This is a genomic window from Caproiciproducens sp. NJN-50 (assembly GCF_004103755.1).
Lineage (GTDB): Bacteria > Bacillota > Clostridia > Oscillospirales > Acutalibacteraceae > Caproicibacter.
Map to the genome: position 1 here is coordinate 969,986 of NZ_CP035283.1, position 23,602 is coordinate 993,587.

The 23,602-nt window shown below is 52.0% G+C and carries 23 protein-coding genes; 11 read left to right on the plus strand and 12 right to left on the minus strand.

Going from position 1 to position 23,602, the window contains the following annotated elements; all coding sequences use genetic code 11:
• Window positions 1-9 precede the first annotated feature (9 nt).
• The 7 genes from EQM14_RS04640 (at window position 10) to EQM14_RS04670 (ending at window position 8,470) form a co-directional block, all read left to right on the plus strand.
• Window positions 10-1,278, plus strand: a complete 1,269-nt coding sequence (locus tag EQM14_RS04640; RefSeq protein WP_128741855.1) for a glucose-6-phosphate isomerase — start codon at window positions 10-12, stop codon at window positions 1,276-1,278.
• 449 nt (window positions 1,279-1,727) lie between these two features.
• The gene (locus tag EQM14_RS04645) at window positions 1,728-3,239 is read left to right on the plus strand and encodes a CoA-acylating methylmalonate-semialdehyde dehydrogenase (protein WP_128741856.1); all 1,512 of its coding nucleotides are present in this window, start codon (window positions 1,728-1,730) and stop codon (window positions 3,237-3,239) included.
• Window positions 3,240-3,524: 285 nt separating this feature from the next.
• Window positions 3,525-4,568, plus strand: coding sequence for a TRAP transporter substrate-binding protein (dctP, locus tag EQM14_RS04650; RefSeq protein WP_243112628.1), 1,044 nt, complete (start codon window positions 3,525-3,527; stop codon window positions 4,566-4,568).
• An 80-nt stretch (window positions 4,569-4,648) separates the two neighbouring features.
• Window positions 4,649-5,146: a TRAP transporter small permease gene (locus EQM14_RS04655; protein ID WP_128741857.1), complete on the plus strand. Its 498-nt coding sequence runs from the start codon at window positions 4,649-4,651 to the stop codon at window positions 5,144-5,146.
• 87 nt (window positions 5,147-5,233) lie between these two features.
• Complete coding sequence (locus tag EQM14_RS04660; protein WP_128741858.1) at window positions 5,234-6,514, plus strand: TRAP transporter large permease; 1,281 nt, start codon at window positions 5,234-5,236, stop codon at window positions 6,512-6,514.
• A gap of 60 nt (window positions 6,515-6,574) precedes the next feature.
• On the plus strand, window positions 6,575-7,423 hold the full coding sequence (locus EQM14_RS04665; protein WP_128744233.1) for an SDR family oxidoreductase: 849 nt from the start codon (window positions 6,575-6,577) through the stop codon (window positions 7,421-7,423).
• Window positions 7,424-7,450: 27 nt separating this feature from the next.
• The gene (locus EQM14_RS04670; RefSeq protein ID WP_128741859.1) at window positions 7,451-8,470 is read left to right on the plus strand and encodes a zinc-dependent alcohol dehydrogenase; all 1,020 of its coding nucleotides are present in this window, start codon (window positions 7,451-7,453) and stop codon (window positions 8,468-8,470) included.
• A gap of 9 nt (window positions 8,471-8,479) precedes the next feature.
• Here EQM14_RS04670 and EQM14_RS04675 read toward each other — a convergent pair whose 3' ends face one another.
• The gene (locus EQM14_RS04675) at window positions 8,480-9,238 is read right to left on the minus strand and encodes a DeoR/GlpR family DNA-binding transcription regulator (protein ID WP_128741860.1); all 759 of its coding nucleotides are present in this window, start codon (window positions 9,236-9,238) and stop codon (window positions 8,480-8,482) included.
• Between the two features lie 188 nt (window positions 9,239-9,426).
• On the opposite strand from EQM14_RS04675, the gene EQM14_RS04680 reads away from it, so the two are divergent.
• The 3 genes from EQM14_RS04680 (at window position 9,427) to EQM14_RS04690 (ending at window position 11,666) form a co-directional block, all read left to right on the plus strand.
• Window positions 9,427-10,281: a class II fructose-bisphosphate aldolase gene (locus tag EQM14_RS04680; protein ID WP_205703204.1), complete on the plus strand. Its 855-nt coding sequence runs from the start codon at window positions 9,427-9,429 to the stop codon at window positions 10,279-10,281.
• A gap of 57 nt (window positions 10,282-10,338) precedes the next feature.
• On the plus strand, window positions 10,339-11,355 hold the full coding sequence (gene iolC, locus EQM14_RS04685) for a 5-dehydro-2-deoxygluconokinase (RefSeq protein WP_128741861.1): 1,017 nt from the start codon (window positions 10,339-10,341) through the stop codon (window positions 11,353-11,355).
• 86 nt (window positions 11,356-11,441) lie between these two features.
• Complete coding sequence (locus EQM14_RS04690; RefSeq protein ID WP_128741862.1) at window positions 11,442-11,666, plus strand: hypothetical protein; 225 nt, start codon at window positions 11,442-11,444, stop codon at window positions 11,664-11,666.
• On the opposite strand, the gene EQM14_RS04695 is transcribed toward EQM14_RS04690, so the two are convergent.
• The 10 genes from EQM14_RS04695 to EQM14_RS04740 are packed head-to-tail and all read right to left on the minus strand — an operon-like array spanning window position 11,661 to window position 20,385.
• Complete coding sequence (locus tag EQM14_RS04695) at window positions 11,661-12,635, minus strand: C-terminal binding protein (protein ID WP_128741863.1); 975 nt, start codon at window positions 12,633-12,635, stop codon at window positions 11,661-11,663. The two genes, EQM14_RS04690 and EQM14_RS04695, sit on opposite strands and share 6 nt — an antisense overlap.
• 12 nt (window positions 12,636-12,647) lie before the next feature.
• Window positions 12,648-13,652 (minus strand): 2-dehydro-3-deoxygalactonokinase, encoded by a 1,005-nt coding sequence (locus EQM14_RS04700; RefSeq protein WP_243112630.1) that lies wholly within the window; start codon window positions 13,650-13,652, stop codon window positions 12,648-12,650.
• 17 nt (window positions 13,653-13,669) lie between these two features.
• Window positions 13,670-14,818, minus strand: coding sequence for a galactonate dehydratase (dgoD, locus tag EQM14_RS04705; protein WP_128741865.1), 1,149 nt, complete (start codon window positions 14,816-14,818; stop codon window positions 13,670-13,672).
• The gene (locus EQM14_RS04710) at window positions 14,815-15,483 is read right to left on the minus strand and encodes a bifunctional 4-hydroxy-2-oxoglutarate aldolase/2-dehydro-3-deoxy-phosphogluconate aldolase (protein WP_164918967.1); all 669 of its coding nucleotides are present in this window, start codon (window positions 15,481-15,483) and stop codon (window positions 14,815-14,817) included. Before EQM14_RS04710 ends, dgoD begins: the two co-directional genes overlap by 4 nt.
• Before the next feature lie 37 nt (window positions 15,484-15,520).
• Window positions 15,521-16,666 carry an iron-containing alcohol dehydrogenase gene (locus EQM14_RS04715; protein ID WP_128741867.1) on the minus strand — a complete coding sequence of 382 codons (1,146 nt, stop codon included), beginning with the start codon at window positions 16,664-16,666 and terminating at the stop codon, window positions 15,521-15,523.
• Between the two features lie 49 nt (window positions 16,667-16,715).
• Window positions 16,716-16,940, minus strand: coding sequence for a hypothetical protein (locus EQM14_RS04720; RefSeq protein ID WP_128741868.1), 225 nt, complete (start codon window positions 16,938-16,940; stop codon window positions 16,716-16,718).
• Window positions 16,937-17,365 carry an HIT family protein gene (locus EQM14_RS04725; RefSeq protein WP_128741869.1) on the minus strand — a complete coding sequence of 143 codons (429 nt, stop codon included), beginning with the start codon at window positions 17,363-17,365 and terminating at the stop codon, window positions 16,937-16,939. Before EQM14_RS04725 ends, EQM14_RS04720 begins: the two co-directional genes overlap by 4 nt.
• Before the next feature lie 19 nt (window positions 17,366-17,384).
• Window positions 17,385-18,881, minus strand: a complete 1,497-nt coding sequence (locus tag EQM14_RS04730; RefSeq protein WP_128741870.1) for a tripartite tricarboxylate transporter permease — start codon at window positions 18,879-18,881, stop codon at window positions 17,385-17,387.
• A gap of 16 nt (window positions 18,882-18,897) precedes the next feature.
• Window positions 18,898-19,350: a tripartite tricarboxylate transporter TctB family protein gene (locus EQM14_RS04735; protein ID WP_128741871.1), complete on the minus strand. Its 453-nt coding sequence runs from the start codon at window positions 19,348-19,350 to the stop codon at window positions 18,898-18,900.
• Window positions 19,351-19,380: 30 nt separating this feature from the next.
• A complete protein-coding gene (locus EQM14_RS04740; protein ID WP_164918968.1) occupies window positions 19,381-20,385 on the minus strand; it encodes a Bug family tripartite tricarboxylate transporter substrate binding protein in 1,005 nt (334 codons plus the stop codon).
• A 428-nt stretch (window positions 20,386-20,813) separates the two neighbouring features.
• On the opposite strand from EQM14_RS04740, the gene EQM14_RS04745 reads away from it, so the two are divergent.
• The gene (locus EQM14_RS04745; RefSeq protein WP_128741873.1) at window positions 20,814-21,932 is read left to right on the plus strand and encodes a GntR family transcriptional regulator; all 1,119 of its coding nucleotides are present in this window, start codon (window positions 20,814-20,816) and stop codon (window positions 21,930-21,932) included.
• An 860-nt stretch (window positions 21,933-22,792) separates the two neighbouring features.
• Here the strand turns inward: EQM14_RS04745 and EQM14_RS16290 are convergent.
• Entirely contained in the window at window positions 22,793-23,506 is a 714-nt protein-coding gene (locus EQM14_RS16290) for a hypothetical protein (RefSeq protein ID WP_164918969.1), read from the minus strand.
• Between the last annotated feature and the right edge of the window lie 96 nt (window positions 23,507-23,602).

A 23,602-nucleotide genomic window follows, 5' to 3' on the forward strand; every position in this document is an offset into this window, starting at 1 on the left:
GAGGAAATCATGTTAAGATTCAATTTTGAAAACGCAGTTGATTTTATTGGAAAAGCGAAGGTGGATTCCTATATAGAAAGCAATAAAAATTTGCTTCAGCAACTGTTCAAAGAAAAAGAAGAAGATCCGGAACGGGTATTTGGCTGGTTTGATGTTGAAAAGTGGACCGCGCCGGACCTTGTAAACCAGATAAAACGCAAAGCCGGGGAGATTCAAGAAAAAGCGGACGCGTTTGTGCTTGTAGGTGTCGGAGGCTCCAACAACGGGGCGCGTGCGGTGGTCGAGGCCCTTGCAAAAAACTCCAAAGTGGAAGTGGTCTATGCTGGGAACAACCTTTCCAGCATTCGCGTTCACGAGCTTTTGGAAAAGCTTAAAGGGAAATCCGTTTATATTGATGTGATCGCCAAAAATTTTGAAACGCTGGAGCCGGGTCTTTCTTTCCGAATCCTTCGCAGGTTTCTACGGGAGCAGCACGGAGAAAATTTTTCAGAAAGAATTGTTGCGACCGGAACGCAGGGCAGCAGCCTGAACCGTCTTGCAGATGAAAACGGATATCTGTTTTTGCCGTTCCCCGCAGACATCGGAGGGCGGTATTCCGTGCTGTCACCGGTCGGCCTGCTTCCTGTCGCCGCTGCAGGGATCGATATTGACCAGATGATCCTTGGCGCTAGGGAAATGGAACTGGAGATCAAGAAGGCTCCCTTTCACAACAACCCTGCCGTGACTTATGCGGCAGTGCGCAGCTGTCTGGAAAAACAGGGCTTTGCGATGGAGTTTCTGTCCTTCTTTGAACCGGATCTGGAATGCTTTGCAAAGTGGTGGGTTCAGCTTTTCGCGGAAAGCGAGGGAAAAGATCACGAAGGTCTGTATCCGGTCGCGTGTTCTTTTTCGGAAGACCTTCATTCCGTCGGGCAATATATTCAGAATGGGAAAAGGGACCTTTCGGAGCTTTTCCTTCAGGTTGAAGCAGTAGAGCAGGATTATGTGGTAAAGCCGGATGATAGATTCAAAGACGGTTTTGATTATCTCGACGGAAAAACAGTCAAAGAAATCAACGATATTGCTTTCCGTGCCACAGTGAAAGCTCACATCGATGGAGGAATCCCGTGCAGTGTGATTACACTGCCCAAGCTGACGCCTTATTATTTTGGACAGCTGTTTTATTTCTTCCAGTTTGCCTGCTATCTCTCAGGAACGTTCATCGGCATAAATCCTTTCGATCAGCCGGGTGTGGAAGCCTATAAAAACGAAATGTTCTATAATTTGAAAAGCAGGTGAGTCCGGCGGGAAATACACAAAAGTATAAATAGAGGGCTCTGTTTTGCTTTCGCAAAAGAGAAAGGGTACTCCTGTGCCGGCGGCGGGAGTACCCTCTTTTTAATAGTTTGACTACACGCTTTGTGTTGAGCCCGGGTATAGCAATAGCAGTGATCTTATGCAACCGTTTAAGCCCGGTTGGTATGATGGCCCCAACGGGGCCGTTATTCATACCTCGCGCACTGCACATCAACTGTTTGACGATAAGAAAATGTTTAAGAGCAATCAAAAATCGCACATGTAGGCAATATTATGAACATATTAAGGCGATGTTTAAAAAATATTTAAAAATTATGCCTATAATTTCTGATACGAATCTAAAAAAAGCAATAAATATATATAATTGAATCTGAAATTAATCAATAGTTTATCAAAATTAATTCATATATTCATCATGGGAGGAAATCATTATGTCCGAAGCAAAAACTCTGCAGTGCTTTATTAACGGGGAATTCATCGAATCAAAAACGGACGTTTACAGCGATGCTTATGATCCGAGTACCGGAGAAGTGATCGCAAAGGTCCCGCGCTGCACAAAGGAAGAAGTGGAGCGGGCCATCGCAAGCGCGAAAGCGGCTTTTCCCGCGTGGTCCTCGACTCCGGTTCCAAAACGCGTTCAGATTCTGTACCGCATGCGGGAGCTGATCGTAGAACATATGGATGAACTTACCTATCTTGTCGCGAAAGAAAACGGTAAGAATTGGAAAGAAGCGGAAGGGGACGTTCTAAAAGCTAAGGAAGGAACGGAGCAAGCTCTGTCGGCTCCGTCGCTCATGATGGGAGACAGCCTGATGAATGCCTCCAGCGGGTATGACACGGTGAATTACCGCATCCCGCTCGGCGTTTGCGCCGGTATTATTCCCTGGAATTTTCCCTCCATGATCCCCATGGGATGGATGACGCCAATTTGCATTGCCTGCGGCAATACGATGGTTTTAAAAGCGGCCACCTTTACCCCGCAATCCGCGCTTCGCTTTGCCGAATTATATAAAGAAGCCGGCCTGCCCGACGGAGTCATCAACGTGGTGACCTGCTCGCGCAATGAATCCGAAATCCTTTTGAGACATCCGGACATTAAAGCCGTTACGTTTGTCGGTTCCACCGAAGTCGGGCTGCATATTTACTCCACTGCGGCGGCAAACGGGAAACGCGTGCAGGCCCTGTGCGAAGCGAAAAACCATGCCTTGGTTTTAGGCGACGCACCCATTCAGAGGACGGCTGCCGGAATTATCAACGCATCCTTCGGCTGCGCGGGAGAGCGCTGCATGGCGCTGCCTGTCGTCGCTGTACAGGAAAACGTCGCGGATGCTCTGATTGCCGAGGTTGTCAGGCAGGCAAAAGGCATTAAGGTCGGGCCGGCCTATGAGAAAGCGACGAAGCTCGGACCCGTTGTCAACGAAGGCCACCGCAAATTTATTCTGGACTGGATCCAAAAGGGCATCGACGAAGGCGCCGAGCTGGTTTTGGACGGGCGCAATGTCAAAGTAGAGGGCTATGAGAACGGTTTTTACCTTGGGCCTACTATTTTCGACCGCGTTGAGCCGGGTATGACGATCGGCGACCACGAGGTTTTCGGCCCCGTTCTCTGCTTCAAACGCGTCCGGGACTTTGAAGAGGGACTGGCCGTTATGAACGCGAACCCATTTGCAAACGGCTCCGTTATTTTCACCCAGAGCGGGCATTACGCGCGTGAGTTTGCAGCCCGCACGGACGGCGGAATGGTCGGCGTCAACGTCGGGATTCCCGTCCCCGTCGGATATTTCACTTTCTCCGGACACAAACAGTCCTTCTTTGGTGACCTGCACGTGCTGGGCAAGGACGGTTTTCGCTTCTATACGGATACCAAAACGGTCACGACCCGCTGGTTTGACGAGGAGGAAGGAAAATCGACGAACGTTTCCACCTGGGACGGCACCATTTAATTGCTCCGATCATTCCTCATAGAAGGGCAGCGGCGAAACATTTCTGATCTCCTTATTCTCCTTTTTGCAGCGTGCAATTACATAGTCAAAACGCTGCCCTTTTATTTCGCTGTTTATTTCTATTCTCCGCTTTTCTTATATCCGCGGGAACCTATTTGGGAACTTTAACTTGAATTCCTCAGGAATTCTGCTTCTGTGGCAGACGAATCCGCAGAGAAACGATCTTTGTTCCGAACCGTCAAAGAGGGCCCCATAAGTATTAGAAATAAAAGGAGTGTATTGAAAATGAAGATGAAAAGGTTTTTGGCAGCAATCCTGACCGCCGCAATCTGCATTGCCCTGACGGCGTGCGGAGGAAGCGGTACCGCCTCTCCCACAGCCGGCTCAGCATCGGGCACATCCTCCTCCGCAGGCGGCAAGACGCGGGAACTGACCCTCTCCTGCCACGTTACCGAGGACGACAGCAACATGGTCCTGTTTAAAAAATTTGCAGAACTGGTGAATCAGAAAACCAACAACGAGATCAAGATCACCATTTACCCGAACGGGCAGCTCTATGGACAGAAGGATGCCCTGGAAGCGCTGAAGCTCGGCACGCTCGACCTGGCGATGTCCGACACTTCCCTGTGGGCGAATTATGACGCCTCCTGCGGCCTGCTGGACCTTCCTTACGTTTTTGACACCAGGAAGCAGGCGATCGACGTCAGTTCCTCCGACATTATTCAGCCGCTGAAAGACCGGCTGGTAAAGGCTTCCGGCATCCGTCCCATTACCATAGAATGCCTGAACTTCCGTAACTGCCTGGTCAAAAAAATGAACGTCAATTCCATCGACGGTTTTAAAAATCTGAAGATGAGGACTCCCGAAGCCCCGACGATCATCAAATTCTTTGAGCTGATCGGCGCAAATCCCAGCGTCATTTCTTCCGGAGAAGCCTACACGGCAGTGCAGACCGGCGTCGCCGACGGGTTGGAGGGCCACGCGGAATACATGGTCCTTCAAAAGTTCTATGAGGTTGCGAAAAACTATGTGCAGACGGAGCATGTGATGACCTTCACCGCGCTGAACATGAGCGAAAAAGTCTATGAATCGCTGACCGATTCCCAGAAAACGGCTTTCGAAGAAGCCAGCAAGGAAGCGCTTACTTACTTTTACAAGTACACGGACAAGCTTTTTGACGAGAAATACGCCGAGCTGGAGAAGGACGGAGTGAAAATCACGAAAGTGGACAAAGCGCCCTTCAAAGCGGCGGTGAAGCCCTACGTCGACGATTTCGTCAAGCAGAACAATTGGGAGGATCTTTACAACACGATTCAGAAAACCGCCTGAGAGCGGCATGTTTCCGCCGGTCCGTACTTTTTCCGGGCCGGCCCGGCGGAACAATTTCTGTAAAGGGGAGAGAGCCATAGATGAACACTAGATTTTTCAACGGCATCCGCAAAACGGTGGACGCGTTTGTGACCGTTTTGTTTATTGTGCTGGTTATCATTGTTTTCATTCAGGTATTGTTCCGGTACGTTTTTCAAAATGCTTTGCCCTGGGCGGACGAAGCTTCCCGCTACTGCTTTATCTGGCTGATCTATGTCGGCGGCAGCATTACGGTTCGGAAGGGTATGAATATCACCTTCGACATCCTGCTGGATTCCCTTCCGGAAAAAATATGGAAAATCACTTTTTCGGTCGTGAACCTGTGCTGCATAGCCTTTCTGGCGGTGGTAATTTACCTTGGAATCATTCTGTGCCAGACAAACTTGGTCCAGTCTTCTTCCATTCTGCATTTGAACATGGGCCTGGTGATGCTCGCGATTCCTCTCGGTTCCGTCCTGATGCTGATTGAGCAGGTCTTTTACTGCATCAATAAATTGAAAGAAGGAAAAAACCCGGCTGTTTCCGAGACGGATGAGTAAAGTGAGATTGAAAATTAAACGATCGGGCGGCGCGGTCCAAGGGCCGCGGTTTCTGTTCCGCCCATACCGTGATGGAGAGGAAAAACTATGCTTGCGATTGCATTCATTATCTTTTTCATATTGCTCGTTTTAGGCGTGCCGATCGCCTTTTCGATGGGATTGGGCTCGGTTATTGCCATTTTTAATACCGGCACGATCAATCCCGTTCTGGTCGGCCACAAACTGTTTTCCGGCGTGGATTCCTTCAGCATGATGGCGATTCCGTTTTTCATGCTGTCGGGGGAGCTGATGGAAAGCGGAGGAATCTCCAAAAGAATCGTGGATTTCGCACAGTCCCTGGTTGGCCATATCACAGGCGGCCTCGGCTTGGTGGATGTTCTGACCAGCACGATCTTTGCCGGCATCTCCGGTTCCGCGGCCGCCGATACGGCGGCGGTCGGCAGCATGATGATCGGACCGATGAAAAAAAGGGGTTACCCGGCCGGCCTGGCTGCGGTCATTCAGGCGTCGGCGGGTTCTCTGGGACCGATCATCCCGCCGAGCCTCACCATGATCATTTACTGTTCCCTGACGAACACCTCGATCGGTGAAGTGTTCATGGCCGGTGTGATCCCCGGCATTCTGATCGGGCTGAGCCTGATGTTCATCACCTATCTGTACGCCAAGAAATACAGGATCCGCTCAGAAAGAAGGGCGTCCTTTAAAGAGATCCTGCATGCGTTAAAAAAGGCTTCCCTCGCGCTGATCATGCCGCTTATTATCATCGGCGGCATTGTGGGCGGCGTATTTACGGCGACGGAAGCGGGAGCGGTCGCCTGCGTGTACGCGTTCATTGTAGGCTGGCTTGTCTACAAGGGCTTCAAGCTGAAAGATATCCCCAGAATCGTCCTGAACGCGGCGTCGATGACCGGCATGTCCCTGCTGATCGTGGCGGCGGCCTCCATCTTCAGCTGGCTGGTCGCTTACGCGAAACTTCCGCAAATGGTCATCTCCTTCCTGACCTCCATTACAAGGAATCCACAGATGATCATGATTCTGCTGGTTCTGTTCCTTCTGTTTGTCGGCATGTTCATCGAGACGCTGTCCGCCACGATTATCGTCGCCCCGATTCTGTTTCCGGTCATCGCCCAGTACGGGATCAACCCGATCCAGTTTGCGCTGGTCATGATCGTCGTTCTGGTTTACGCGGGCGTGACCCCTCCGGTCGGCGGTGTCCTGTTCATCACGATGGGCATTTCCAAATGCAAGCTGAAGGATACCCTTCCCTATCTGCTTCCGTATCTGGGAGCGGTGCTGGCGGTTGTCCTGCTGTGCATCTTCATTCCCCAGATCTCGACCGCGCTGCCTGGACTGATTTTCTCAAAATAGCAACGCCGGGCCCAAATTTTCAACAGCTCAACATTTCATTTTAAAGGAAGCTGATTCATGATGAAACAAAATCCCTTTTCCCTTGATCTGGAGGGAAAAACCGCTGTCGTGACGGGCGCGGGCGGCGTTTTATGCGGCGAGTTTTCCCGGGTCATCGCGGCCACGCACGCAAAAGTCGCGCTTCTGGATATTAATCTCGACGCCGCCAGAAAAACCGCAGATGAAATCCGCAGGGACGGCGGCCGGGCAGTCGCCGTGCAGTGCGACGTGCTGGACAAAGCCTCCATTCATTCGGCGCATGAAACCGTGCTGAAGGAGTTCGGAAAATGCAGCATCCTTCTGAACGGCGCGGGCGGAAACAATCCCCGTGCGACGACGACAAGCGAATACTTTGAAAAAAATCTGCCGGAAAGCGACCTGACTTTTTTTGACCTGACGCCGGAAGGTTTCCAGTTCGTCTTTAATCTTAATTTTATGGGGACGCTCCTGCCGACTCAGGAATTCGCCAGGGATATGCTTGACGGCGGGGACAATACCATCGTCAACATTTCCTCCATGAACGCATTCCGCCCGCTTACTAAAATTCCCGCCTACAGCGGTGCGAAGGCGGGGATCAGCAACTTCACGCAGTGGCTGGCGGTCCATTTTTCCAGAATGGGGATTCGTGTCAACGCGCTGGCCCCCGGTTTCTTTGCGACCGGCCAGACGCATGTTCTGTTTTACAACCCGGACGGGACGCCGACTGCAAGATACCAGAAAATACTGGCCCATACCCCGATGGGACGGCTGGGCACTCCGGAAGATCTGGACGGAACGCTTTTATGGCTGTTGAATTCCAAGGCGTCCGGATTCGTCACAGGGGTTGTGGTTCCCATCGACGGGGGGTTCGCCGCTTACAGCGGAGTCTAAGTAACTGTGAAAAGAGTGACATAAAATATGAAAGCAATCCAGATTCGGGAGCCGCACAAAATCGGCGTCATACAGATGGAAGCTCCGGAGCTGAGACCGGGACAGGCAATCATCCGGGTAAGGTCCATGGGGATCTGCGGCTCCGATGTGGCAGCTTACCGCGGAACAAGCCCCAACGTGACTTATCCGCTGATCATCGGGCATGAAACCGCCGGGACCGTATACCGGATCGCGGAGGACAATCCGCAGGGGTTCAAAGCGGGCGACAGGGTCGTTCTGGATCCTTATATGTTCTGCGGCCATTGCTACCCCTGCTCCAAGGGCAGGACAAACTGCTGTGAAACCCTGAAATGCCTTGGAGTCCAGACCGACGGTTCCATGTGCGAATATTTTTCCCATCCGGTCAGCCAGCTCTGCCGGATTCCGGAAGGCATGACCTGGGAGCACGCCGCGATTGCGGAGCCGCTTACCATCGCTCTGCACGCCATCCATACCGTCGAGCTTCAGGCGGGCGAACATTTCGCCATTATCGGTTCCGGCCCGATCGGTTTGCTCGCGGCAATGGCCTGCAGGGAATACGGCGGGATCCCCGTCGTGCTGGATGTCGACGACGGGCGTTTGGAAACCGCAAAGAACTGCGGGGTGGAGCGCGTCGTCAACGTTGCCAGCCAGAACGCGGCCGCAGAGCTGAAAAAGATCACGGGAGGAAGAATGGCCGAGTGCGTCATGGAAGCCTCCGGCTCCATCCCGGCCGTCGCCGCTTCCCTGACCTACGCGGCGCGAACGGGCAGAATCGCTTTGACCGGATGGCCCAAAGGGAAAGTGGAGCTGGACACGGCCACGATTACCCGAAACGAGCTGCAGATCAGAGGCTCCCGCACCAGCGTCGGAGAATTCCCGGAAGCGATCAGGCTGATCCACTCAGGGAAAGTCGACGTCCGCAAGGTTTTAAGCAAGGTCGTCCCGTTCGATGAAATTCCCCAGGCAGTCCGCGATCTTGACGAACATCCCGGAGAATTTATAAAGGTCGTCGGCGTCATGGATTGATTCACGGAGTTAATCCGGACAGATTAATTTCACTTCAAGCCTCTGAAAAAGGGTTCTGAATTTTTCGGAAGGCTGTTTGTTGGTGACAACCGCAGTGAAATCGCCGGCTTGAGCATAGGTCATTAGGGAAACCGCATCGAACTTACTGTCGTCAATCAGCAGAAATCTCATCGAGCTTTTCTTCATAGCCATCTTTTTGATGCCGCACTCCAGTTCCGATGAGTTTGTGACACCGGCTTCCAAGGAAATCCCTGCGGTTGCCATAAAAGCTTTTGAGATATTGTAGGTACTTAGAATATCCGCCGCCTCGGAGCCGACCAGCGAGAGAGTCTTTCGGTTCAGAACCCCTGGCAGTATGATCAGGTTGATGTTTTCATTCGGGATCGAGCGGATTGCAATGTCCAGGTTGTGAGTGATGATCGTAACATTTTTGCGGTCCGTCAGATAGTCCACGATGCGTGATGTTGTGGTGCCCGAATCAATAAAAACGATATCTCCGTTGCAGATCTGCTTGGAGGCCAGCCGGGCGATGCAGTCCTTTTCCTCCGGGTTCACGACGTGGCGCTCCGTAAACGAAATCAGGCTGCGTTTTTTGCTGGCGGATACCCCTCCATACACCTTTTTAATGGTACCGCGCCGCAGGACTTCATCTATATCTCTACGAATTGTGCTTTTTGATACATTAAAATGTTCGCAAAGTTCCTCAATGGAGACCACGGTTTTCCCCATGACATACGCTTCTACGGCTTCTATTCTGGATGCTTTCATGTTCAATCTCCCTTAACTGAATCTTGTTGACTTCATTATAAAGGGAACGCTGACAATATACAATACTTTATCAAAATCAAATCAAATATTAATCAAGACCATTTTAAAAGCATTCTAATCTCCTTCCAAGCGTATCATTTTCTGTAATTCCATTGAGAATTTTGGCAAGAACCGAGGAGGTATTTTGTTTGGCTATTGTAAATATGAGGACCCTGCTGACCGACGCGAAACGCGGCCGTTATGGACTCGGCTGCTTTAACGTGGCAAATTTGGAAATGATTCTGGGAACCGTTCGGGCCGCCGAGGCGCTCCATTCCCCAATGATGATGCAGATTGCGGAATCACGGCTCGTCCATTCTCCTCTCGAGGTGATCGGTCCGCCGATGGTGGAGGCCGCGCACAAGGCGGAAGTGCCTGTGGCCGTCCACTTTGACCATGGCAAGACGGAAAGCGTCATACATAGAGCTCTTGACTACGGTTTTACTTCCGTGATGTTTGACGGCTCCAGCCTGCCGTTTGAAGAAAATGTTAAGAAAACACTGCAGGTTAAAAAACTGGCCGAACAATACGGCGCCGCGGTCGAAGCGGAAATCGGCAGCGTAGGGGGAAGCGAAGGCGGGACCGGATCCTCCGGCATCGTGTACAGTGACCCGGAGACGGCCAAACGCTTCTACGAGGAGACCGGCGTGGACGCTTTGGCAATCGCCATCGGGAACGCGCATGGTTTTTATGTTGGAAAGCCAAATCTGAGGTTCGATATTCTGGAGAGGATCCATAACGCGACTCCCGTCCCGCTTGTCCTTCACGGCGGATCGGGGCTGACCGATGAAGATTACCGTGCCTGCATCAGCAAGGGAATGGTCAAGCTCAACATCGCGACCGCAACGTTTCAGAAGGTCTATGAAGCCGTGAAACACGGCATACTAAGCGAAGAAATCGCCAGTTATTACGACCTGCATGAAAGTGAAATTCAGGGTGCTTACGAAAACGTGAAAAGACACATCGAGGTATTCGGAAGCGGGGGAAAGGCTCCAATCGCTTAACCGGCCAAAATGCGTGCACATAAAAATCTTATCAACCACAAAACGAGGAGGATTCTGATGTCATACATTAATTTTGACGCCGACAGGCCGCTGGATCTGATCGCACTCGGCAGAATTGCCGTTGATTTCAACCCTGTTGACATGAACCGGCCGCTTTCGGAAAGCCTGACTTTTAAAAAATATCTGGGCGGATCCCCCGCAAATATTTCCGTCGGCCTGGCGCGTCTGAAAAAGAAAGTCGGTTTTCTGGGGCGAATCTCCGATGACCAGATGGGCGATTTTGTAGAAGGAATTTTTAAGAACGAAGGCATTGATACTTCCCATGTGGTCCGCTGCACCAACGGGGAAAAAATAGGCCTTACTTTTACGGAAATCCTCAGCCCGATGCAAAGCAGCCTTCTCATGTACCGGGATCATGTGGCGGACCTGCAGCTCAATGTCGATGATATTGATGAGGGCTATATTGCTTCCGCCAAGGCGCTTCTGATTTCAGGAACCTCACTTTGCGAAAGCCCTTCCAGGGAGGCTGCCTTGAAAGCGGTTGGGCTGGCAAAGAAAACAAATACAAAAATTATATTCGATATCGATTATAGGCCTTATAACTGGAAAAACAAGGATGAAATCGCCATTTATTATTCGTGCGTGGCGGAAAAAAGCGATATCGTCATCGGTTCCCAGGAGGAATTCGAGCTGACGGAAAAGATCATGGGCGTTTGTGAAAACGATGAGGCCCGGGCAGAGTGCTGGCTCGGCTTCAATAATAAGATTGTGATTATCAAGCACGGCAAACAGGGTTCGACTGCTTACACCATTGACGGGCAAAGCTATTCCGTAAAGCCCTTTCCCGTGCAGGCCATGAAAGGATTCGGCGGCGGGGACGGATATGCCTCCTCGTTCCTGTTCGGTCTTTTTAACGGCTGGGAAATGATTGACTGCCTTGAGTTTGGCAGCGCGTCCGCGTCCATGCTTGTGTCCAAGCACAGCTGCGCGGCGTCCATGCCCACGGAGGAAGAAGTGCGCCGGTTCATTACCGACGAGAAAAAACAATATGGGGAGATGGTGGTCAGGGACTGACAGAGCAGCGGCAATTCAATTCTCACAATTTTACACCCCGAGGCGATAAAGAAAAGGAGGCGCCTCCCGGGCGAGAGGTGCACTCCATGAAGCAGACAGAAGAAATGATATGGAATTCAGAAACGGTTCCTCACGAAAGCGGGGAACCGTTTTTATGGTCATACAGTAGCTTTTCAAGTTCATCGAATAAAATGCTGTTTGGGAAACAGCGCTTTGACGAACCAACGGCTCTCTTCCGGCCAAAGGTCCTTTTCACGCCCTTGAATCCGGCAGGCATCAGCGGTCGAAGTCTTTTCAGATTGCCGTTATGAATGGCTTCCTGTGAGAAGTTCACGGTTGATCGGATTCAGCGGCGGAAGTCCCTGCAAAACGCGGACGACTTCCTCGGCGACTTTTCTCTGCAGCGTTTGAATGGCTTCCTCCGTATACCACGCGGAATGCGCGGTGGCAATTACATTGGGCAGGTTTAGCAGCTCGCTGTCTGCCGGCAGAGGTTCCTTTTCGTACACGTCCAGCGCAGCCCCCGCAATTTGCTTCCGCTTCAGCGCGTCGATCAGGTCGCTCTCGCAGATGATGCCGCCGCGCGCGGTGTTGATCAGACATGCCGTGGGTTTCATTTTCTCTATAGCGGCCGCGTCGACGCAGTGTCGGGTTTGGGCTGTCAGCGGGCAGTGGCACGAAATATAGTCGCTTTCTTTCAGCAGCGTGTCGAAATCGACCTGCTCCGCACCGGCGCCATGGACGGCTTCCTCCTTCTGATAGGGGTCATAGGCCAGCACACGCATGCCGAATGCCTGTGCTTTGTTGCAGACCTGCTGCGGGATGCGGCCGAAGCCGATCAGGCCTAAGGTGCAGAGACTGAGGCGGTTGGCAGGTACAGCCCCGGAATACCCCCACACGCCGTCTTTTAATCCCTGCGTCATCTGCGGCAGCTTTCTTGCAAGGGCAAGCAAAAACGCCATCGTGTGGTTTGAAACTTCTTCCACTCCGTAGTCCGGCACGTTCGCGACAAAAATCTTTTTTTTCGTTGCCGCCCGGACGTCGATGTTGTCCACGCCGATGCCGTATTTGATGATCAGTTTGCAGTGCTCCAGATGACGGATCACGTTTTCCGTCGCGTTGCAGTACTGAACGACCACCGCGTCGGCGTCGTGGGTCGCGTCGATCACTTCATCTTCCGTCCTGCAATGGCAGTCGACCAGTTCGGCGCCGGTTTCCGTAATGAGCTTTCTTTCCGTCTCCACATTTTCATATTGATAATCGGTAATGACCGCTTTCATTTTCCTCATCCTTCATAGTAAATTGCATTTCTGCGCCACAATGTGGCAGCCCATGGCGGAAAGCGGCAAATCCCCTTCCGGCCGGAATGATTGCACCTGAGCGAAATACCCGTCTTTATTCAGGATGTCGGCCATCGCCGTTTCTAGCACGCCGCTGCCGGCGACAATGACGTCCGTTTCATGACTGACTTTCAGAGCGTCCGAATTTTTTACGGCAGTTATGTCGCTCTGCAGCGCCACTCCCAGAATGTAGTTTGCGACTTTCTGCTTGTCGGACAGGACGAATTGGTTCAAAATGCGCCCGGAGAAACAGGCCCTTCCGATTCCGGATTTCTGTGCGGTGGCAAAGCCGAGCAAAACCATGCCGCGGTCGTATTGGCCGGGCCGTACAAATTCGCGCCCGACCGCATCCGCAATGATCGTATGCCGTGTGATCGCGTCCAGGATTTCACCGTTGATGCTGGTCAGGCATCCGGTTATTTTTCCATCGGAGTTAATGGAGACGAATTTTGTGTGAGAGCCGGGGAGAACCAGCAGGTAGTCCTTCTGCGCGGGAAAGCGGCTGAGAACCGCAATGCTCTCCACTTCCTCGCCGCGCATGATATCCATGGCCTCAAAATTCCGGAGATCGATCGGCCCGGCGGAGTTTTTCACTCCCGGGATAAAGTAGATCGGCAGAGGGCATACGTCGTCGAGAAGGACCGCCTTGGTTTTCTCCGCCAGGTCCTGAAGGCCCACGGGGACAACCAGATGAGGAATTTCCAGCAAACCTACGTTGGAGGTGATCATTCCGCTGGCGATCACGCGTTCGATGTCGTCGTAGGTCAGACCGTTCTCTCTCAGAAGATTTTCCAGGCAGTCCTTGACCGCGGCCTTGATCTTCAGATTGTTGCCGTCGATCGCCGTGTCCCGAACGCCGGCCTCCACCTTTTTGCTTCCGACCGTCTGATATTCACTGGTAAACAGAACAACGCGGGTGTTGGTCGTGCCCGTATCGATTGTAAAAAAATATTTCATCATTTTCCCCCTATTTGTCACCACTCGGCGATGGTTCCGTCATAGTTCCGCCAAACCGGATTTTTCCATGCGGAGCTGTTCCGGGAAGCCTCCTTCACCGCCTCTTCGTTGACGGAGATACCGAGTCCCGGTCCGTCCGGAAGTTTCAGAAAGCCTTTCTGGTACTGATAGACCGTCGGATCATTCAGATAATCCAGCAGATCGCTGCCCTGATTGTAATGAATGCCGAGGCTTTGCTCCTGGATAAACACATTTGGCGTGCAGGCGTCCAGCTGAACGCACGCGCCGAGCGCGATGGGGCCGAGCGGGCAGTGGGGAGCTACGGCGACATCGTACGCTTCCGCCATCGAAGCGATTTTTTTACATTCGCTGATTCCTCCCGCGTGGGACAAATCGGGCTGAATGATGTCGGCGTATCCGTCCTGCAGCAGGGATTTAAACTCCCAGCGGCTGAACATCCGTTCTCCCGTCGCGATCGGCGTGGCGGTGACGCGCGCGATTTCCCTGAGCGCTTCGTTGTTCTGCGGAAGGACGGGTTCCTCCAGAAACATCAGATGAAACTGGTCTATTTCTTTTGCCAGGGCTTTTGCCATGCTTTTGTGAACACGCCCGTGAAAATCGACGGCGATGTCAAGCTTCATCCCCAGAGCGTCGCGGATGCTCGCCACGCGGTCGCAGACCGCCTGTATTTTTGCAAAGCTGTCTATGTAATGCATCTCTTCGGTGCCGTTCATTTTCACGGCGGTATACCCTTGACCGTAAGCCTGCAAGGCTGCTTCCCTGACGTCGGACGGGCGGTCTCCGCCGATCCACCGGTACACTTTCAGCGACTGCCGGCATATGCCGCCGAGCAGTTCGTAAACAGGGACGCCGAGCGCCTTTCCCTTGATGTCCCACAGGGCCTGGTCGATCCCGGAGATCGCGCTCATCACCTCCGGGCCGCCCCGGTAAAAGCAGGCGCGGTACATGGTCTGCCAGAGGTCTTCAATTGCGAACGGGTTCTTTCCGGCCAGCATCGGGCGGTATTCCTCTACGGCGGCCCGGACGGTATCGGCGCGGCCTTCCACAATCGGCTCTCCCCAGCCGGCAATCCCTTCGTCCGTGCCTATTTTCAGAAAAAGCCAGCGCGGCGGCACGCGGTAAAGGGTCAGATCCGTGATTTTCATATTTCCCCGCCCGCTTCATCCGGAACCAGCTGCGAGGTATATCGCTTTGCCAGGGCAGTCAGCTCCTGATATTTTCTTTCCTGAATGAGCAGAGGCTTTACGATGGCGGAACCGATCCCCACACATTCCATGTGGGGAAGACTGAGAAATCGGGTCAAATTGTTTTCGTTGATTCCGCCCATCCCCAGAAGCGGGATATGGTCTAACGGCGAAGTGACTGCCCTGACGTATTCCGTGCCCAAAACGCCGCAGGGGAACAGTTTGACCAGCGCGGCGCCGGCTTTCCAGGCCGCGGCGATCTCGCTGGGAGTGAACGCGCCGGGGACGGCGGGCAGGCCGAGCTTCCCGCATTCCGAAAGCACCTCCGGATCCACGTTCGGCGCGAGAATGTATTCCGCGCCGGCTTCCGCGGCGGCCCGTACCTGCGAACGCGTCATCACGGTCCCGGCACCGATTTTCATTTTGTTTCCCATCGCCGCGCGGATGCTCCGGATTCCGCGCACGGCGTCTTCTTCCGCCGTTTCGGAGCTCTGCCGGAATGTGACCTCCAGCATCCGGATCCCTCCGTCGAACAGTGCCGCGGCGGCCGCGGCCATCTGTTCTGCCGGAATCCCGCGCAGAGCCACCACGATTCGGAAACGGCGGACTTCTTCCAATAGATTCATTGCCCCGTCCTCCTTTTTCATCAATGTGCCACCCGTTTCAGAAGCACTGTTCAATCAATTCACGGAACAGTTCCCTGTTTACGGGGCGCGGGTTGGTTTTGATGTGCCCCATGGAAGTCTGAATATTGTCAAGCATCATTTCCATGTCGAATTTGCCGCGGCTCACGTAGGGAGTCAGGCTGACAGGCGCGCCGATATCGCGGCGGATACGGTCCAGGACGTCGATCCCGGCGAGCGCGAGCTCCTCGTCGGTTTTGCCGGAGGGGTTAACACCCAGAACCTTCGCGACGTCGCAGTAACCCTGCGTGCAGTATTTGAGATTCAGCTTCATCGACGGGATCAGAAAAATCGTGCAGGAATCCCCGTGCGGGATATGGTACACGGCACCGAGCGGCTGGCCGACGATATGGGCGAGCGTCGTGCCCGCGGAAATCGCGCAGCCCGCAAAATAGCTGCCCAGCAGCATGTTGGCGCGGGCCTCCAGATTTCCGGGCTCGCGGTAGGCGGTCCTGATGTTATCGGCCAAGAGCTTCAGCGCCTTGAGCGAATACATGCGGGAAATGACGTTGGCATTATTGGAAACGTAGGACTCGACCGCGTGCGTGATCGCGTCCATGCCGGTGGCGGCCGTCACGCGGCCCGGCAGCCCGACTGTTGTCTCCGGGTCCAGAATCGCGACCTCCGCGATCATGGAATTGTGGTAAAGCGCCTTTTTAAAGCCTTTTTTCGCGTTGTAGATGACACTGACTTTTGTCGCCTCCGCACCGGTCCCGGCCGTTGTGGGAACTGCGACGAACAGCAGCGGAATCTGCGTGACCGCTTTGCCGTTCAGTTGGTAGTCCTCCGTGCAGCCGCCGTTTGTCGCCAGCATCGAAATGGTTTTGGAGGTGTCGATCACGCTTCCGCCGCCGATTGCCACCACTGCGTCACAACCGGATCCTTTACAGAGGGAAGCACCCTGGTCGACTACGTCCAGATCGGGTTCGGAAACGATCTTGTCGTAAAGTACAAATTCAAAGCCGGCCTTGCCGAGCAGTTCCGTCACCTTTTTGACACATGCGGCGTTCCGGTCAAAAACAGAAAGAAAAACCTTGGATTTCCGATACCAGCTCAGCACGTCTGGAAGTTCCTGCAATGCACCTTCGCCGACTAAAATCCTGCGATTCGTTACAAAATCAAGCATAAAATTTTCTCCTTTGATTACTTTGCTCTCCATAATCCCATTATCCCGTTCACTCCAAAGTCCCAGTGGAAACTTTTCCGATTCCGGCAAGCCCGGCGGAGATTTCTTCTCCGCCTCTTTTCATCCTCAGCTCCGCCGTTTCCCGCTGAATCGGATAAGCGCCCTCCGCCGTGCAGCCGGGAAAGCCCGTTTCAAAGGGCGGAAGGGCATACCCGTCCCCGGCCGCCCGGACAAGACCCCGGGCGGCGGACTGTATGTCAGCCTGTTCCGTCATTTTGATGACAGCTTTTCGATCTGCTTCCGAATCAGTTCGGCGCGTGCCCTCAGTTCCGTGTCGTCGAAATTGTCCGGATTGCCATTCATATCGAACATCCCGCCCCAGCAGAATTCCCCTTTCCTTTTGGGGACGACGTGGCAATGCAGATGGGGGACGCCGTCTCCGAAAATGCCGTAGTTGATCTTATCCGCATGGAACAGTTCGCAGACGGCCTGGGAAACGACGGCAACGTCGTCCGTAAAATCGTGCCGCTGTTCCGGCGTCAGCTGAAACAGCTCCGTCTTGTGGTCCTGATAGACGACTGCGCACCTGCCGGGAAAATTCTGGTTCCGGACCAGGTAAACGGTCGAAACCTTCAGGTTACAGACCGGCATCATCAGGTCGTTCAGCTTTTGGCCCCTTTCACAATAAAAACAATCCATAAGCAGCTCCTTTCAGAAATCATGTGTTTGCTTCGGCCGGTTTCTTGTTCTTTTCCTTTATTTGCTTGGTGATTGCACTGACCAGAGTAAAGACGGCAAGCAGAATCAGAATGAGAGAAATTGGTTTGGTGAAAAAGATGCCGTAGCCTCCCAGCGGGATCGCGCGGCGGAAGTTCGACTCCGCCATCTCGCCCAACAGCAGTCCCAGAATGATGGGGCCGAGCGGCACGTCCATTTTCCGGAACAGAAATCCGGCCAGTCCGCTGACAGCCATGATGAACAGATCGGTATAGGAAGAATTCATGGCGTACGCGCCGATCGCGCAGAGTATAATCACCGTGATCCAAATAATCTCGTTCGGGATGTTCAGCAGCGCGGTGCTGTATTTCGCGGTGACAAGACCGACGACCAGGATGACGACATAGGCCAGCATCATCAGCGCCATAAAGGTCAGAACGAACTGCCTGTTGTCGGTAAACAGGGTGGGGCCGGGGTTCATGCCGTACATCATCAGAGAGCCGAGCAGGACCGCGGTAATGGATTCACCGGGGACGCCGAGCGTCATCATGGTGACCAGAGCGCCGCCCATGCAGGCGTTGTTTGCAAGACACGAAGCGGCTACGCCCTCAATGGAACCGTGCCCGAACTCTTCCGGATGCTTCGAGATTTTTCTCGACTGATCCCAGCCGATGATGCCCGCGATGTCGCCGCCCGTCCCGGGAATGGCCCCGACAATCACGGAAATCACTGTCGTGATGATGACGGCACCGGGAATGCAGCGCTTAAACTCCTGCCAGGTGGGCACTACCCGCCCCATGGATTTCAGCTTCTCCACCTTTTCACGGTGCTCGCCGTTATAGATCTGCGACAGCACCTCGCCGAGGCCGAACAGGCCGATCATGACCGGAATAAAGGAAATGCCGTCCATCAGGTCGACGAGTCCCATGGTGAACCTTGGAGTGGCGAACATGGGGTCGGAGCCGATCGTGCCGATCAGCATGCCGAGCAGCCCCGTCATTACGCCCTTCAAAATCGACTGCTGTGAAACGCTGACCATCATGGTCAGGCCGAACAAGGCCAGCGCGAAGAATTCCGCCGGACCGAACTGAAGGGCAAAGTGCGCCAGCGGAAAGGCGACGAAAATCAAAATCAGAGTTCCAAGCCAGCCGCCGATGCAGGAGAAAATCGTATTCAGGCCCAGGGCTAACCCCGGCTTGCCCTGCTGCGTCATGGAGTAGCCGTCAAAAGTAGTCGCGATGGAGGCCGGCGTTCCCGGAGTATTGATCAAGACCGCGGAAATGCCGCCGGAAAAGATGCCGGAGTTAAACACGCCGATCAGCATGGCAAAGCCCTGGTCCGCGGGCAGCCAGAAGGTCAGAGGGGTAAGCAGCGCCACCCCCATTGTTGCGGAAAGTCCGGGCAAAACGCCTATGATGTACCCCGCGACGGTTCCGATGATCAGGTATAAAAGGACCATAGGCTGAAAGCAGGAGATAATCGCGTTAATCCAATCCATAGTCTCTGTCCTTTCGTCAGTTCAGGATGATTTTAAATACACTTGCAAACAGGTAGAACAGCCCGACAGAAAGAATCGTGGAATAAATTACTGCGAACTTTTTACCGATTTTCAGCAGCCAGCACATTCCGAGGAGGAAAATCTCGGTGATGATAATGAAATGAACATATTTCCACAGCATGACGTAAACGCCGAACATCAGCACCGTTCCCCAGAACTTTTTCAGGTTTTCCCGATCCGAATTGACGGCAAAATAATTTTTGGGATGTACGGCCGATATTACGATCAGGGCGGCCGCCATGCAGCCGATAATCACAGCGAGCATTCTGGGGAAAAATCCGGCGTCCATACGGCCGGCGACGGCGGCCGTTTCCAATTGCGTTCCCATGATGAAAAACCAGACGCAGATCCCGAGGATGAAGGTCCCGAACAGGATGTCTGCGCTAAAAACCTTTTTGAGCGATTTCATATGTTTGCCCCTTCCTGAAACGGAACGACCTTACTTAATCCCGAGTTTTGGAATCATCTCTTCATATGTCTTGAAGTTTCCATCAACGAATTCCGTGAATTCATCGGCACTGCGGTATTTTACGGTCAGCCCTCTCTCCTTGGCGAATTTTGTGTAAGGCTGAGCTTCCACGCCGGCCTTCACTGCGGTTTCCAGCGCTGATTTTATATCCGCCGGCAGTCCTTTGGGCGCGTAAAAGCCAACCCAGGTGGTGTATGTAACGTCAAAGCCTTGTTCCTTCGCGGTCGGGATGTCAGGATATGCCGTGCTGCGTTCATCGCCCAGAATTGCGAGAACCTTCAGATCTCCGGAGGTAACACCGGCGGACGCCGCCATGACGCCAATCACCGCCACATCCGCATGTCTGCCCATGACCGCTGTCAGCGCCGGGCCCGAGCCGTCATAGGGAGTGTAGGAAAACTGGATGCCCGCTTTTTGAGCAAAGACCTCGGAGCCGACATGCATGGTGGAGCCGGCGCCGGAAGTCGCATCGACAACCTTTCCGGGATTTGCTTTGCAGTATTCGACAAATTCTTTCAGTGTTTTGTAGGGTGCTTTTCCGGAAACAATAATTGCCGACGGCGTCTCGCAGGCCCCGCCCAGGAAATCCATGTCGGAAGGCTGAACGTCGGACAGCCCCAGTGCGTGTACCATGGAAATTTCAGCCGGGCAGATTCCGATGGTGTATCCGTCGGCCTTTTGGGTTCGTACATACTGGAAAGCCACGGCGCCGGACGCGCCGGTTTTGTTGGAGCAGACGACAGGAACGCCAAGTTTTTGTTCCATTGTCTGTGCAATCAGCCTTCCGGTCGAATCGGATTCGCCTCCGGCCGCCGCCTGAATGATCAGATTGATCTGCTTGGATGGGTAATTTCCTTTGGATGCCGGTGCGTTGGAAGAAGCATTGCCGGCCGAAGTTGAGGACCCTCCAGCGGAACTGCATGCAGAAAGCGCAACCATGCCGGCTGCCAAAAGAACGGTCAAAAATCTTTTCATAAACATCCTCCGAATCTGATAATAAAATTTAATTAAGAGCGAAATGCCCATAATTATTGAGATGTGGGTTGGGCCGGTCACGGCCCCGGTGTACTGCTGCGACAAAATAGAACCGGTTATAGTCCTGTTGAAAAACTGATTAAATTCCAGGATAAAAAAATAGACATATTTTATTGATCATTACAAACTATTTAGACAGGTTCTAGACCGGTATAATCATTATAGACATCTTGGCTTAAGTTTGTCAATTAGGACATTATTATGAAACTATACGAATAATTCTGTTGAAATTGAACATTTATCAATTCGGATGAGAAGATTTCCTTTCTGTTTGTTGCGAACCGGCCGGAAGATATAGTATACTATACATATTCTAAACATGTAGTACATTCAAAATAGAGAATGATAAAGAAAGGGATTTGTTCCGTATGGAAAAGGGCGAGCCAGTTTCAACCAGCCAGCCGTTATACCTGCAAATATACACCATTCTGAAAAAAAGGATTTTCGATGAAAATTATGGGGAAGGGGCATTCCTGCCATCAGAGCGGGAGTTAAGCGAAGAATTCCAGGTGGAGCGCGCTACGGTACGCCGCTCCCTGAAGTTGCTGTCCGACGAAAATCTGATTCGGAAGATCCCGGGGACCGGGAGCAAGATCCTTTTCCCTTCCCCAAACAGCTCTTTACCGAAAACGATAGATACAGACTGGATTTCCTTTGTGCTGCCGGGCAACAGCGTGACAAAAATCAGCGAACCGTTTATGGCTCTTCTCTTTAACGACTTGGAGACTGAATGCCGTAAACTGGGGTATTCTCTTTTTTACACCAATGCCACCAGTTACGAAAACCTTCCTGCGCTGATTCGCGAACATGGCGTTAAAACGGTGATTTGGGTGAGTGACGTTGAAAGAAGCATTCTGGACCTTGCTTACAAAAACAAGATCAATTCCATTGTTTTCGGAAATGAGTATAAACATTTTCCCTCGATTGCCGTCGACTATTTCGGAGGCAGCCAGATCGCACTCCGCCATCTCATTGAAAACGGACATCAAAAAATTGCTTTGATTAACGGAATTCCCAATTACTACACAGCCAGGATGAGGCTGGACGGCTACTATACCGCCATGTTAAGAAACAAACAGCCCATTGTCCAGGACTATGTCGTGAACGGCGACTGGGGATTTGAAAGCGGATATAGCTGCATGAGAAGGCTTTTGGCTTTGTCTGCGCCGCCCACCGCAGTGTTTGCCGCGAACGACATGATGGGTTTAGGTGCATTGAAAGCGGCGACCGACCTGGGCTTGTCTGTTCCCGAAGATGTTTCGATCATCGGTGGCGACAATATCAAGCAGTCCCAGTACTCTTCTCCCACTCTTACGACTGTGGGCCCAAGTATTCCTCAGCTTGCGGCCTTGCTTGCCCAGTATGCCGTAGCTTCCGAACAGAACTCACCTGCTGAAAAGGGAGTTCCTCCCTTTAAAATCATTGTTCCAGTGGTTCTCTATCAGCGCGCTTCCGTAAGGACACTTTCCGGTTCGGGCAATTCGTGAATCGGAGCGTAAGCTGGCTAAATTCTCGATACGGATGTCCCATCAATGCCCGATGTTCCCGCTCCGTCTCGCCTCAATACGGTTCGCCTGAGACGAGACCATATCCGGAATCAAATCCGTGGGCCGATTCCGATGTCCCGGGCCGGCTTTGTCCATCGGGTAATTTCTGCGACCGGTTTCCCGCGGATCTCCGGCCGGTACAGGCAGCCTGCGGAGGCGCACAAGCGCAGAACATGCATTCTAATATATCAATGGGAATTTTGGGGAATCCGAACCCTGCAACCCGGCCTTTTTCCAACAGAGGAAGAGCAGAGAAAAACGGTTGCCCGATCCAAGGCGGAGGTAAGTACCCCCGCTTTTCTTTATGCCGAAATAACCGATCGCGTTGTCGCCAGGATTTCAGTGAAGGGGGAAAGTTAGGAGCCGATGACTTGTGCCAACAAAAAACAGGAAGTATTACGAAGCCCTGTTTCGCTCGTATTCAGATTTAGTAACGCTTGGCCAATTTCAAAAGATGAATTCCATTTATTTTACCATTGTTGTTCTGCTTTTCCGGCTATACATCAAAGATAGAAATTACAAACAGCAAATTAATATTTTATCTATAACACATAATAATTTAAAAGTAAATGCAAGTATTATACCAATTTACAATTCCTATGTGACGGGTTATAATTTCTTTGTGAACATGAATTCAATAAGTCAACACCCACATGGAAACAAGAGCGAACGCTGTTTCAGCAATGTGTAATTTAGATTTTCTCGCAGATACGGACCTGATTTATGCGGCGAAGTCGTGAAGCTGAATCATTGTGATTACATAGAAATCGATTGGCGGGGGGCGTCGGGTATTGGAAGCTTTAGAAAATGAACTGTATATTGATATTCAGGAAAAGAGCCGCAAAAAAATTCTTGAGGTTTTTGAATTGGCCAGAGCGATCCAACTGCCGGTGGTCGATCGGAAAAAGGTAGTGGGCATTTTGGATAGTTCTACCCTCAATGCCAGTTTTTACTCCTTCTTTTATAAAGAAAGTGTTTCGTATAGCATAGACAGATTTGTTTACGATTATCGTCAATCGATCAAAATCGATATCTTGCCACGTGAGAGGGATAAGTTCTCCTCTCCTTAATCCTGCAAACATCATAATTATTGCGGACAAGCGAGCTCTGTGAGGGGTTTTAAGAATCCATTGTTGTTCCTCATTTGTTAAGGCTCTCCTGCGCCTTTGAGGAGCTCTGCGAGGGATTTCACGACCTTTAGCTGAATTTTTACATGATACATCGTTCTCGATAGCCATTTCAAAGATAGCAGAGGCAGTGTTTCGAATGTCCTTTAAGGTTTTTTTCGCCATTGGCTTTTTAGTTACTGGATTTTCTTGAGCTAAAGATGTAAGCATTGCATCAATACTACGAGGCTTTATTTCCAATATGCTATCATTCCCGAGAAACTCGTAAATGTGTTTAAGCTGACATCTGAGATTCATTGCTTGACGAATTGATACACGACCTTGCCTGTATAGATACAATTGTTCGCCCCAATAGCGAAATGTTACGGAATCATTTGCGTCATTCATTCAAAAACCTTCTCTAATAATGTGATGTATTCGCTCGCGAGCATTCAATAGTACTAATATAGCACATTGTCAAACAATTGCATACGGAAATTTCAA